This window comes from Sphingobacterium paramultivorum (genome assembly GCF_014109745.1).
Lineage (GTDB): Bacteria > Bacteroidota > Bacteroidia > Sphingobacteriales > Sphingobacteriaceae > Sphingobacterium > Sphingobacterium paramultivorum.
In genome coordinates, this window is the sequence record NZ_CP058555.1 from 3,229,230 (window position 1) to 3,242,831 (window position 13,602).

Here is a 13,602-nt window from a genome sequence, read left to right on the forward strand (position 1 = left end):
CGGTGTCACGAAATCGATTGCGCAAATAACGCAATCGATTGACTTTTATTTATTGAAATTCACTTTGTCACTTTTTTAGTATAAAAAACAATGCAACCGGCTGCATCCAAGCTGGAACGCTGTTGTTATATTAAAAACAAATACTTATATGTTCCATTAATACTTTATTAATGGACTATTAATTGGGTTAATCGATATTTAGTGGCATAACTTAATTATAAATCGATATGATAGCTAAAACGCTCAAATTCCATCTTCTTGGCATCTGTCTACTTTTTTCGGTAGGCTTACTATTCGCACAAAAACAATACGACTCGTATAGCGGCCTTGTTATGGCCGGCTACCAAGGCTGGTTCAATAGTCCTACGGATGGTGCAGACCGCGGATGGTACCATTACCGTGGAAAAAACGGATTCCAACCTGGTTCTACAAATATCGATTTTTGGCCAGACGTCAGCGCCTATCAAATAACCTATGACAGTCCTTTTATGACAAAAGATGGAAAGCCCGCTAAACTCTATAGCGCACATGACTATTCTTCCGTCAACCTTCATTTTAAATGGATGCAACAATACGGAATCGATGGCGTATTTATGCAACGATTCGTGGGTGAGATCGCTAACCCCAGTGGTCGCAACCACTTCAATACGGTCCTGACTTCGGCTATTCGTTCAGCCAATGAATTTGACCGCGCAATCTGCGTGATGTACGACCTTAGTGGCATTAAAGATGGTGACGACAAAATCTTAATGGACGATGTAGCCGCCCTTGAAAAAGAATGGAACCTCAAAAAGCGGGATCGCGCCAAAACCTATCTTTTTCATCATGGCAAACCACTGATTGCCGTTTGGGGTATCGGATTTAACGACGGTCGCAAATATAATCTCAAAACAGCCGAACGTATTGTCAATTACCTCAAACAAAACGGCTATAGCGTCCTTCTTGGCGTACCGACTTATTGGCGTGAATTACACCAGGATACTGAATCCGATCCATTTTTGCATGAACTCATCAAAAAATCAGATATCATTATGCCTTGGTTTGTTGGTCGATATAATCAGGCCGGATTCGATCAGTTCAAATCCCTGATCAAAGATGATATGGACTGGTGCAAACAACATCAAATCGATTATGCTCCACTTTGCTTCCCGGGATTCTCCTGGACTAACATGACTGGGAGTTCACGTGCGTTCGTCCCACGTGATTCCGGAAATTTCTTATGGAAACAATTACAGTATAACCTTTCAATTGGTGCCCAAATGCTCTACATCGCCATGTTTGATGAAGTCGATGAAGGTACCGCCATATTCAAGACACTGCATCAAAAAGATGTCCCACTTAATGGAACAGGTTCATTTGTCGGTATTGAAGATAATCTTCCAAATGATCATTATCTTTGGTTAACCGGACAGGCAAGCAAATACCTAAAAACCAAAACCTCAGTCCCCGTAAAACAACCAAAAAGAAACTAAAAGATGAAAATAAAAACGCTCCTATACTGCGCACTGCTACTGATGGGCAACACAACAATTAAGGCACAGCAGTCTACTAAAATAATAGATGCCCCAGCTAGTCAGCGGCAACATAAGATCACGCAATTCTGGACAGACCGCACACAGATTCAATCGGCTGCAAGTCTTTCCGCAGGCCCTTTAACGTTATCCTATGCACGCCCCGCAGGAGTTTGGGAGGAAGCTCTACCGCTAGGTAACGGTCAGCTCGGTGCTATGGTTTTTGGTGGTGTCGCCGATGAACGCGTCCAACTGAACGAAAGTACGCTTTGGGCCGGTCATCCGCAGGATCCCAATAATCCCAAGGGGAAAATGTATCTACCTCGCATACAACAACTTCTTTTTGAAGGTAAAAATAAAGAAGCAATCGACCTTGCAGACACAACTTTGATGGGCTTACCCAAAAACATCAAACCCTATCAGTCGCTTGGCGAACTATGGTTTGATATGCCCCATCTTAAAGCTGAACAGTATGCGCGCTCGCTTGATCTTGAGCGTGCATTGCAACAAACAAGCTACGTGTATAATGGTGTCAAGTTCTTTCGCGAGTCATTCATTTCAGCTCCTGCCAACGCGATGGTCATCCATTATACAGCAAACAAGAAACAGGCACTCGATCTAAACTTCACCTGGAAAAGAGCCCAGGATTTCAGTTGCACGGCTGATCCGACAGATCCCACACAATTGCTACTTCAGGGGCAGATTGGCCAATCTGCTCACGCCAATGAGCGCGGAACAAAGTTTGCCGCAATTGCAAAAGTAATCCTTAAAGGCGGTAAACTTATCAATGCCGACGGCCGCATAGCGATTACCGGAGCAGATGAGATTACCATCATCGTCACCGCTGCTACGGATTATCCCGGATTGAAGCATATCGCCTATCCACAAACCCCGGTGGATATTGATCCACTTGCAAGCTGCCGCAAGGTAATCAGTAGCCTGAACAAACAGCATTATCAACAGTTAAAACAGGCTCATATAGAAGATTACCAACAGTATTTTAATCGCGTCAAGTTGAATCTTCCAGATCCAGAACAAGATAAACTCGCAAAACTACCCACCGATTCACTCATTCGGTTGACAAAAGAATTGCAAAAGGTACCTAATACCTTAGTCAACAAATTCTTTCAGTTTGGTCGTTACCTTTTAATCAGCAGCTCCCGTCCAGGACATATGCCGGCAAATTTGCAGGGCTTATGGGCTTGGCAGATGGATCCACCTTGGAATGCTGATTTTCATACCAATATTAATTTGCAAATGAACTATTGGCCTGCCGAGGTAACCAATCTTTCTGAATTGCATAAGCCCCTATTTGACCTGACCAAGGCATTAATCCCTTTTGGTGAGCGTACCGCAAGCAAGCTCTATGGAGCCAAAGGCTGGGTGGTACATCATCTCACCGATGCCTGGGGCTACACAGCTCCAGCCGATGGCGTACAGGGCATTTGGCCCATGGGATCGGCCTGGATGGCGCAGCACCCCTGGGAACATTATAACTATACTGGCGACCGAGAATTTTTAAAAGTCCAGGCTTATCCTATTATGAAAGGAGCGGCTGAATTTATTTTGGATTTTATGGTCAAAATCCCCCAAGGTAAATCATTTGCCGGTTATTGGACCACCAACCCTTCACATTCCCCTGAGAATAGTTTTATCCTACCATCGGGTGAAGTTTCCAGTTTTACCTACGGTGCCACCATGGATACACAGATTATCCGCGACCTCCTGCAAAATTGTGTTGAAGCCACAAAGCTCTTAGATTGCGATCCTGATTTCAGACAACGCTGTCAAGCTGCCTTAACCAAACTTATTCCAACACAAATCAGCAAAGAAACAGGCCGCATTATGGAATGGATCGAAGATTATAAAGAGACTGAGGTAAATCACAGGCATACGTCACATTTATTTGGTTTGCATCCGAGCAACCAGATTTCAATCGTTAATACGCCCGAACTAGCCGAAGCTGCAAAAAAGACACTATTAAGTCGGGGCGATCATGGTACAGGTTGGAGTCTGGCCTGGAAAATCAATATGTGGAATAGATTGCATGACGGAGAACATGCCTACCGCTTATTGTATAACCTGATCAGTGATAAGACACTGCCCAATCTGTTCGATAATCACCCACCCTTCCAGATTGACGGGAACTTTGGCGCGACCGCAGCGATTGCCGAAATGCTGCTGCAAAGTCAGGTCAGGGACAAAAACAACAATTACCTCATCGAGCTGCTACCCGCTCTAAGTCACAACATGGATCAGGGAAGCGTAACCGGACTTAAAGCAAGAGGAAATCGTACGGTGAATATACAATGGGAAAACGGTAAGCTTAAGAAAGCCGAAATCCTACCCAGCAGTAGTGGTCCGGTCTGTATCAGCTATGCAGGTAAACAGATCGAACGGAATGGAACAAAAGGTACAGCAGTCTTGATTACCCCCGATATGTTTCAATAAGGGAGTGTTCATCCATATTTGAGCTGCTTATCAAAGTTTTGGTTATTCGATTTAAAGCAAGGCGAATATCCTACAGCGTATAGACAATAGGACAAAGCTATCCATAAACAAAAGCGCTGTTGATCGATGATCAACAGCGCTTTTTACTTTTTTTACTTTCTGACATACACATGCTGGTAAGCAAGCTTTGTTAGTTTCCCCAATTTCGATTTGCGCTATCCCCCATCACAAATTCCAATGTGCCACCTTTCAGCACATCGGCATGGGTCAGCTGTGGAACATTCAGCGGCTGCCCATTTAATTTCGCCGATTGAATGTATTTGTTTTTTGCAGATGCATTCTTGCCGATAATTACAAAAGACTTGCCATTAGGAAGCTGTATGCTCACTTTCTGAAAAAATGGAGATCCGATGCTGTAGGAAGTCAGACCAGGTGTTACAGGATAGAAGCCCATTTGGGAAAAGACCACAAAAGCAGACATCCCCCCACCGTCTTCATCGCCCGGTACCCCCATTAGATCGTTTCTAAACCACTCACCGATCAGTTTATGTATCCGTTTCTGCGTCATCCAAGGTTGTCCGGCGTAATTGTAGAGATAAGGAATATGCAAAGCCGGCTCGTTCGCCATAGAAAATTGTCCAACATTACCTGTATGATCGGGAAGCTGTGCATAAAAATCAAATTTCGACCGACCCAAAGGCTGCTGAAACATCTCATCGAGGTACTTGACAAACAATTCATTTCCCCCCATCAATTTGATCAGATCCGGAATATTGTGCTGTACATCCCAGCGATAGATCCAGGCATTGTTTTCACCATAATACTCCCGTGCTCCCTGTCCGCCAGAAAACACATAATCAAAAGGCATGATAAAATTTCCCTTGTCATCTTTGGGATGGAAAAATTTGGTCTGTTCGTTGAAAAGATTTCGATAATTGAAAGATTGCTTCATAAAGAGATCATAATCAGCCTGAATACCCAATTCTTGAGCAAGCTGTGCCAAGCACCATAAGTCATAAGAGGTACCCAAGGTTACAGCGACAGGTTGTCTCCGTTCAAAACCGTTCACTTCTGGTATCGTTTCTTTTTCACCTGGGTACAATGCTGGAATATAGCCTTTCTCCTTAAAAAATTCGTCTAATTTCCCCGCGGCTTTACCCGACCAAGGAGCCAGCGTCTTTTCTGTAATCGCACCTTTTGCTGCCAGATAGGCTTTCTTGATATCAAAATTACGCACGCCTTTGCGGTAAGCATCCAACAAGGTTGCTACACCATGATTGGAATTCATCCGTCTACTATCGCCGGTAATCTCAGGAAAAGTAGGCAACCAAGGCTGCTCCATTTGTTCAGACATCCGAACAAAAGAATTGAGGATCAAAGATTCTGTGCCAGGCTCTAACAGTACCCGCAATGGATGATGTGCACGGTAGGAGTCCCAGATCCAGTCATCGGTAAAAAAAGGTTTGCCCTCGTCCTGATGTACCTTACCGTCGAACGCACTATAATAACGTCCATCCTCAGAAATATTGACTGGCCGTTCGTAGGTGCGGTATAAGGAGGTATAAAACACATGTTTATTGGACTCATTGTCGCCTTCCACAGCAATTTTACCTAAAGCATCGTTCCATATTTTACGCCCTTTTTCAGCCAGCTTCTTTTGGTCAAAATCGCTGATTTCACGTTTCAAATTGGCTTTTGCTTGTGCGACATCGATAAATGAAACACCATATTTCATGCGCAAGCTAGTCCCTGCCTGATTAAACTCCAATACCATACACGAATTCTTACCTGCAGTTTCTGTTGCATTTTCCAGTTGTTGGCCTTGCAGTCGCTTCACCGCAACTGGCTTGGATTCGGGAATAGCATAAATATACACGTGCGTACCATTACCGATATCCTGTGTACCCGAAAGTCCCTGTCCGTCCCATTGAAGTTTCCCTTCCTGTGAGTTGAACTGAAGATATTTTGTCGAAGTTGTCGGAAACGTAAAGGTATACATCCCCGACTGATGCGACAGCGCATAGTCTACTTGAATATTCTCTTGATCCAATAGCACCGAATAGGCATACGGATGTATTTCCTCCTGATCGTAACTATACAGTTGTACCGGTTTCAAACTGCCCGGCAATTTCACCATGGGACTAAGATTGAAAGCCGATTTTCCACGATGGCTGGTAACGATAAGCGGCAGACCAAACAGACGGTCTGAAGTATAGTCTCCCCGCTCAGGATAAACGCGCAAAAGGCTGTTTGGCAAGTGAACCGTTGGGTAGGTTGGCACCAATAAATGGCTGATGTTTCCCATATAAGGATTGACATAGTCAACATAATCTTTCGTCATTTTAGCTTGGGAAAAACCTTTTAGCATACTGACCGAAAGAAGAGAACAGCAACATATTGTGCGTAACAATGTATTGGTTTTACGTTTGATATTCTTCGTTAGCATTTTAAACAATTAAGTGTTCGATGGTTTAAGGGCGAAACAGTTGTTCCGCCCCTAAAGTTAATTTTTTTTGGCAACATCTCGTCTTCGTGTCCATCGATTATTTGGGACCTGTCAATAAGCCAGTCTGCTTTACCTTCTTGATACTGCCGTCCTTATTGTACTCCAAGCGGTCTACGCAGATGGAACGAAGCCAATCGTTGAATTCGCCATTTTTTTGTGACAATTCACTGTTATGGTAAAAAGCGTACCATTTACCTTTAAACTTGACAATGGAGCCATGGTTTGTATAGCTATTCGTCGGATCCATATAGATGCCCATTGATTTCCATGGTCCCATTGGACTATCACTTACCGCATAGCGCATGCGGTTATCCCCTTTTACTCCATCTTTCCAGTTCTCATCGTGATTGTCAGAATAGGACAGATAATATTTTCCATTATACTTGTGTACCCATGAAGCTTCGTGAAAATCTTCCAAACCTTCCATCTTTTGCAATTCACCATCAATCTCCATCATATTGTCTTTGAGCTTACCCGCTTTACAGACACCACCGCCCCCCTGATAAAAATAGGCCTGTCCATTATCATCGATAAAGATGTGCGGATCAATAAGTGCTTCGGCACCCTTTACATAGCCCTGTACCACAAAATCTTTTGCTGGTGATTTACTCGTAGCTACACCAACTTTCCAGGTCTTATTCCACTCCGTACCACTTGGGTGTGGAAAATAAAAATAATAAGTACCATTTTTATAGACACAATCCGGAGCCCACATAAATCCACCTTCTTTTCTACCCCAAGGGACTTGTGAGGCGCGTAATATTTCACCATGATCGGTCCATGTTTTCATATCCGCCGTCGAAAACACATGATACTGATCCATCAGATCGCAACCTTGAGGCGGAGCAATATCATGTGAAGCATACACATACAGGCGGCCATCGGCCCATACCCGTGCCGAAGGGTCTGCGGTATACATATGTTTGATAAATGGATTATCTTGCGCCTGCAAGTGTGTGGCAAAAAATAATGTCATGCCCAATAGGCATCTGGAACCTGCTTTGATAAATTGTTTCATCCGAATAATTATTTAGTATTGAGTAGTAGTAGCGGGCACCAAGTCCCGCTCATTGTTTAGATTCTTTACTTAAGGTACTTTAATAACCTCCACTTCCGAATAATTGAATTTTTCGTAAGTGTCGCGCACCTTTGCACCCATCCGTACATAATAGGTGTACCCTGATTTCAATGGAATATCCTTGATCGTGTAAGTTTCCTTTCCTTCTCCGGTCTGCATATTGCCGATATTTTCCCAGTTTTGATTGATCAATGCGCGATATTCATCCTTATAATACGCATCAATACGGTTGCCAGCCCCACAGTATGGTGTCAGACTCAGGAATGGGCGGACCTCAATCACTTGCGGCAATCCACCCGTAATAGGTGCGGCAAGCGTACAGGAGATTTCCAGTTTATTTTCCGCTTTTAAGGTCCACTTCACATTTTTGATCTGTAGGTAGGGCGTCACCTCAAAGTTTTGCTCTGCATTAGCACCCAGTTGGTAACCTTCGATCTTCTGTGCTGGCCAAAATGCACCGCCATAGGGCTGGAGGGTATACGTTGCCTGAAAGAGCTTTGTATGACTATACGATCCGTCCTGCTTGACGGCAATATCCTGCGGTGCGGGATTGTCACTCCAACTGGTTTCTAGCAAACGGATGCTAAATTCGCCCTGTCCGGTCAGGAAGGGTTTATTCGTTACCTTATCAATGACCTGCCCTTTCATACTCGCATTCGGGCCATCGTAATTATCTGTTTTCGAACAGGCATTTAAAAATAACAAGCCTGTCAATGCTGTAAATAAATATATCGTTCTCATTTCCGCTCAGTTAGTAAATAGGGTTCTGTGGATATAGATTAGGGTTTTTGTTCAGTTCTCCACCCGGAATAGGTTCATAATACCATTTCTTTTCAAAGTTGAACGTCTTGTTCCAAGGTTCCTTTTCGCGAATAAAAATAAAGGAGTTGATCCGTTCACCGCCCGGAGCATATTTCAGTTCATCCAATACAAGGTAAGGCATCAGCGAATTGGGTACAAAGTTGTTGAGCTCCACATCTGCAATGCGCCATCTCCGCATATCCCACCAATGGTGATTTTCAAAGCAAAGTTCACGTTCGCGCTCCTCGCGTATAAATTGCAGATTTCCATCCAGGGGATAACCATATTTACCGGAGAGGTTTGCCGAAGCAGCTGTGTAGAGATAAGGCTTGGCACCAGCACGATTACGGATCTGCGCGATGTATTGAAATGCTTCCTGTTTAAGTGCTTCATCATTTTTGATCAGGCCAAGTTCATAAGCAGCTTCTGCCTTATTCAAAAGTATCTCTGCGAGCCTAAAGACCTTCCAGGGTTGTGTACTGTTGTATAACTTCACATCCTTGGTAGACATTTTATAGTTAATGTATTTACGGATGTAAAATCCAGTTCGGGTATTGTTGGCATGTCCATCTTTCCACATGCCATGCTCGCCTGTTATGTTGATCTTCGTACCATTGTAATCAAACAGGCTATTTTTGGGGCCAGCCAAGATTCGATTTGACTCGCTATTTATCGTCGCAGTACCCGCGCCCATCTGTGCATCAGCAGCCTTACCGGGAAAGGTCTTATAGAGTCCACGCTGAATATCAAAACTCCGTCTTTCGGCGCCTTCGCGTAATTCCATTCCCGAGAAGTAAAATGTGGCCCGCTGACGAGGTTCCAAATCGGCATACAGCTGTTTACGGTCCGTATAGCGTACTGGTTTTCCACCGGCATCAGTGATTGGAAGTTCACCGAATAACTCCACGACATTCAATACGGGGTATGCCGCAGACTCATTGTCACTCGAAAAGGTCGGATTGGGTAAGTGTGTGGCGTCGTAGCTATGTTTGAGACGGTTGTTGTGCGGTGCGGTCAGACTGTACTCCTTGATCAGAATATCCTCAGGGCTGTCTAAGTCCAAAAACAAATTTACGTAGTTGAGTTCCTTATCCTGTGCATTTTTATTGTACAGACTGTACGGTCCTGCCAGCACGGTTGTTGCAGCATCATAAGCCTGTTTGAAGAACCATTCCGCTTCTTCCTTTTTGATACCTACCAACTGCTTGTCTGTGGCATCGCCAGAGAGATTGCTATACGAACTGTATTTAGCAATACTACCGGCATACAACATGGCGCGGGAAAGTAGAGCTGCTGCCACATATTTGTTGGCGCGGCCACGTTCGCTGCTTCCAGACATCATTGAAATAGCCACCTGCAAGTCTTCATTGATAAAATGATAAACCTCAGATTCTTTATTTCTGCTAACCAAGAGCTGTTCTTTATCAGCTGTTGGATCCTGCACGTCTTTTATAATAGGTACCCCACCGTAGCGCTTAACCAAAGCAAAATAATAGAAAGCCCGTAGAAAATGGGCTTCCCCAAAGATCTGGTTGTACCCCTGCTCGGTATAATTGGTTTTGTATTTAGGCAGGCCTGCAATCAGGGTATTGACATTCCGGATGCGATCATATGGCCAGTAACCAAAGCCCTGTGCCCCAGCTACGCCCCAAAATTGTCCGGTCATCTCGCCGCTCATGGCCGCAAGCGTTTCCGAATTTTGCCAATAATTGTCCCATCTAAATCCTCTTTCAGGATGATATACAAAGTCTTCTATGGGTAGATAGCTGTACATTCCAGCAACATATTTACGTGCTCCAGCCTCATTTCCAAAAAGCGCATCTTCACCCAATACCCCTAGTGGATCCAGATCCATTTTTTTACAGGATTGCATGCCCGAGCACAGAAAAAGGCCAATGATTGCTATAGCGATTGATTTTTTCATGTTTTGTTCGTTTTGAGATTAAAATTTAATGGATGCTCCAATGTTGTAGGTTTTATTGATGGGATATTTGTACACATCAATATCACCCGATGAAGAACCTCCGGCAGATCCTGGGTGCTCGGGATCGGTATATTTAAGACCTGTCCATGTCAACAGGTTATAAGCACTCGCATAGATCCTTAGATTCTTTATTTTTAGTGTCTTCAACCATTGTTGCGGGAGAGAATAACCCAGTTCTAAGGTTTTCAGACGCAGATAGGAGGCATTTTGAACTGCCCGGGTTCCTTCGGCCATGGCAGAGCCAGTAGAAGGATAATATCCAGCAAGCCATTGTGTGCTTGGGTTAAATAGATCGGCACCGGCATCAGCTGGTCTCCAGCGATCCAAAAACTGCGTCAAAGCACCGCCGTCAAACTGCAATGGTCCTGCCAGTACCTCACTATACTGTACATACACTTTTGCTGCACCCTGAAAATTCATCGTCAGATCCAGACCGCGCCACGATCCACCTACTGTAAAACCATAGTTGATCAAAGGCATATTATACGTTGCAATAGGATGATTGTCGGCATCGTTGATCACCCCATCGCCGTTCCAGTCCTGATAGTAATAATCACCAGGCAATGTGCCGCTGCTTACCAATGTTGGGTGGTTATAAATCTGTTCATACGATCCAAACTGTCCGGCGTACTCCTTGCCCCACCAGATATCCTTATTACGATTAGAATAGCGGTTACGCCAGTTGTCGTACGAATTACCGGCTTTTGATTCTACGCGGTTTACAAATTGACTCTTGGTAGAAGAAACCTGTGCATTAATAAAATAATTGAAATCATTGATCTTATTGCGATGTGTCAAAGAGAGCTCATAGCCGAACGTGCGATCGCTTTCCAGATTTTCCTGCGGTAGGTTGGCACCAACAGTACCAGGGATCAAGTCAAGGCTTGTCGCTAGAAGGCCTGAGCGATTACGGTTAAAATAATCAAAAGTCAAGCCCAGCTTGCCGTTCCATAGATCCATGTCCAAACCCACGTCAGCAGTTTTGGAAGTATACCAGGTGAGATTAGGGTTGGGAATTGCCGTAGGCAAGGCCCCATTCACGAGGTTTCCACCAAAGATCCATCCCGTTTCATTGGGTTCCAGTGCATAACCAACGATGGTTGAAGGGTAATTACCTGCCGAACGGTCATCCCCGAGCTTACCATAGGATGCCCTTATTTTTAAGTTATTGATAAAATTGTAGTTGTTTTTAATAAACCCTTCTTCGCTGATACGCCAGCCCACCGAGGCTGCAGGGAAAAATCCCCAACGCGATTCTTTTGGAAATTTAGAGGAGCCATCATAGCGAAAACTAAATTCGGCAATGTATTTACCCAAATAATCGTAATTGAACTTACCGACCAAACCTCGCGCTGTACGTTCGCCAATACCTTCCATATTTGCCAATTGGTTCTTGTCCTCACCAGCAAATAGATATTCCGAATTGACCATGATCTCCCGCTGTGCATAGAAGCTGTCCCATTTGTTATATTCTTCGACGAAAAGCAACAAACCGGAGACCTGATGTTTTTCGGCAAAACGACGGTTATAATTCAACGAGAATTGCATCAGGGAATGTGTATCCGGATAGGAACTCCGCCTCACGGTCGTAGGAGCATTTTTCTCATGTGCATTATACTTTTCAGGGGTTATAATCTGGCCGTTACCATCATAGACAGGTGGTGTATAGCTATATAAAAAATAGGACTTTTTGAAATCCGTATTGTCACTGTACTTGAAGTCATAATTATAGGTTGCTTTCGCATTTAAGCCTTCCACAAAGGGTACTTTATAGTCTAAAGCGATAATACCGTTGAATTGCTTACGCAAAAATTTACGATAGCCAGTCTGTTTGGAGTCCGTTACCACGACCGGATTTTCGTTATCGATCATCTCAAAATTCGGATAAAGGGGATTGTCGTTGACATAGATCGGCACAATAGGTCTTTGTCTCCAGGCCTGTTTGTAGACGGCCCAGATATCCGTACGTGGTTGATTGGTCTCATCGGCATACCCGCCCACATCCAAAGATGCTTTCAGACGATCTGTGATCTGCGCATCGATGTTGGAGCGGAAATTCCAGCGATTATAGTTGAGGCTCTTGCTTTTGTAAGCACCCATCTGATCCATATGGCCCAGGTTGAAGAAATAATTAACTTTCTTGCCGCCACCGTTGATGGAAAGATTGTGCTGATATTGTGGTGATACTTTGTCAAATGCCGCATCGACATAATTGGATGTCTTTTTTGTGCCGTTCTGATACGCTTCAAAATCTGCCGGCCCAAAAATATTAGGCATCTTCGCCGGATAATTGCTATTAAAATCGCGACCTATCTGTTCATTTTTAAGCTGCATATAGGCAAGGGCATCCACCGTATTGGGAACATAAAGAAACTTTTGCCAGGCACGATTATAGGAATAGTTTATTTCAAAGTTTCCATCTTCATTGCTTCCCCGGCGTGTGGTCACCAAAAGAACACCATTCGCCGAGCGCACACCGTAAACAGCTGCTGAAGCATCCTTTAATACGGATACACTTTCGATTTCATTGGCATCCATGCGTGACAGATAATCTTTATCACGGGGAATTCCGTCAACCACAATCAGGGGCTCACCCATTCCGCGGATGTCGATATTTGATTCAAATGATCCCGGTTGGCTCGACTGTTGGCTGATACGCACACCGGGCATCTTACCGGCTAACATATTGACCACATTTTCATTTTTTGTTACTGTGATTTCTTTATTGTTCACCGATGATATCGCCCCTGTTAACGAAGCCTTTTTCTGCGTGCCATATCCCACAACCACGACCTCTTCCAAGCTTGTATTATCTTCGTTGAGCAATACATCCATGAGCCGTTGTTGCCCAACGATCATTTCAGTCTTGCGGTAACCGACAAAAGTGATCACGAGTTTATCTCCCGGCGATGCGCTAATCTTGAAGCGTCCCTGACCATCAGACGATGTTGTCTGCCCGGTACGGAGGTCTGTAATGGAAGCCCCAGCGATCGGCTTATCCTTTGAAGTCTGCACCTTACCTTCGATCTGCTGTTGCTGCGCGATGGTTGCCATTGGAGACAATAGCAGCAGCGAGGACAATGCCCACTGCCAAGGGTAACTACGGAGCTTGTTCCACGGCAGTGGCCTTTCATTAAAAATGAAGTTTGTTTTCATGTATTGTTTTAAATTGGTTATTGAATTATATATTAGGTTTATGTATTTAGGGAGGACCTGTTTGCTACAAACAGTCCATTACCACTATTCCCTAGGGAAGAGTTGAAGATAATTT

7 protein-coding genes are annotated in these 13,602 nt (G+C 44.2%); 2 read left to right on the plus strand and 5 right to left on the minus strand.

Annotated features, from left to right (window positions below):
- The first annotated feature begins 227 nt into the window (after positions 1 to 227).
- Both HS960_RS13730 and HS960_RS13735 read left to right on the plus strand, forming a co-directional pair.
- Complete coding sequence (locus tag HS960_RS13730; protein WP_182329543.1) at positions 228 to 1,472, plus strand: glycoside hydrolase family 71/99-like protein; 1,245 nt, start codon at positions 228 to 230, stop codon at positions 1,470 to 1,472.
- A 3-nt stretch (positions 1,473 to 1,475) separates the two neighbouring features.
- Positions 1,476 to 3,962 (plus strand): glycoside hydrolase family 95 protein, encoded by a 2,487-nt coding sequence (locus HS960_RS13735; RefSeq protein WP_159729323.1) that lies wholly within the window; start codon positions 1,476 to 1,478, stop codon positions 3,960 to 3,962.
- A 190-nt stretch (positions 3,963 to 4,152) separates the two neighbouring features.
- Here the strand turns inward: HS960_RS13735 and HS960_RS13740 are convergent, their stop codons facing one another.
- The 5 genes from HS960_RS13740 to HS960_RS13760 all read right to left on the minus strand — a co-directional run bounded on the left by HS960_RS13740 (position 4,153) and on the right by HS960_RS13760 (position 13,487).
- Positions 4,153 to 6,408, minus strand: a complete 2,256-nt coding sequence (locus HS960_RS13740) for a GH92 family glycosyl hydrolase (protein ID WP_153845070.1) — start codon at positions 6,406 to 6,408, stop codon at positions 4,153 to 4,155.
- A 97-nt stretch (positions 6,409 to 6,505) separates the two neighbouring features.
- Entirely contained in the window at positions 6,506 to 7,486 is a 981-nt protein-coding gene (locus HS960_RS13745; RefSeq protein ID WP_153845071.1) for a family 43 glycosylhydrolase, read from the minus strand.
- Positions 7,487 to 7,555: 69 nt separating this feature from the next.
- Positions 7,556 to 8,287 carry a DUF3823 domain-containing protein gene (locus tag HS960_RS13750; RefSeq protein WP_153845072.1) on the minus strand — a complete coding sequence of 244 codons (732 nt, stop codon included), beginning with the start codon at positions 8,285 to 8,287 and terminating at the stop codon, positions 7,556 to 7,558.
- 10 nt (positions 8,288 to 8,297) lie between these two features.
- A complete protein-coding gene (locus tag HS960_RS13755; protein ID WP_182329545.1) occupies positions 8,298 to 10,271 on the minus strand; it encodes a RagB/SusD family nutrient uptake outer membrane protein in 1,974 nt (657 codons plus the stop codon).
- Positions 10,272 to 10,289: 18 nt separating this feature from the next.
- Positions 10,290 to 13,487, minus strand: coding sequence for a SusC/RagA family TonB-linked outer membrane protein (locus HS960_RS13760; protein WP_182329547.1), 3,198 nt, complete (start codon positions 13,485 to 13,487; stop codon positions 10,290 to 10,292).
- Between the last annotated feature and the right edge of the window lie 115 nt (positions 13,488 to 13,602).

Excerpts from the sequence above, each read along its gene's own strand:
- HS960_RS13745 (WP_153845071.1), bottom strand. The coding sequence starts at position 7,486 with ATGAAACAATTTATCAAAGCAGGTTCCAGATGCCTATTGGGCATGACA.
- HS960_RS13750 (WP_153845072.1), bottom strand. The coding sequence starts at position 8,287 with ATGAGAACGATATATTTATTTACAGCATTGACAGGCTTGTTATTTTTA.
- HS960_RS13760 (WP_182329547.1), bottom strand. The coding sequence starts at position 13,487 with ATGAAAACAAACTTCATTTTTAATGAAAGGCCACTGCCGTGGAACAAG.
- HS960_RS13740 (WP_153845070.1), bottom strand. The coding sequence starts at position 6,408 with ATGCTAACGAAGAATATCAAACGTAAAACCAATACATTGTTACGCACA.
- HS960_RS13735 (WP_159729323.1), top strand. The coding sequence starts at position 1,476 with ATGAAAATAAAAACGCTCCTATACTGCGCACTGCTACTGATGGGCAAC.
- HS960_RS13755 (WP_182329545.1), bottom strand. The coding sequence starts at position 10,271 with ATGAAAAAATCAATCGCTATAGCAATCATTGGCCTTTTTCTGTGCTCG.
- HS960_RS13730 (WP_182329543.1), top strand. The coding sequence starts at position 228 with ATGATAGCTAAAACGCTCAAATTCCATCTTCTTGGCATCTGTCTACTT.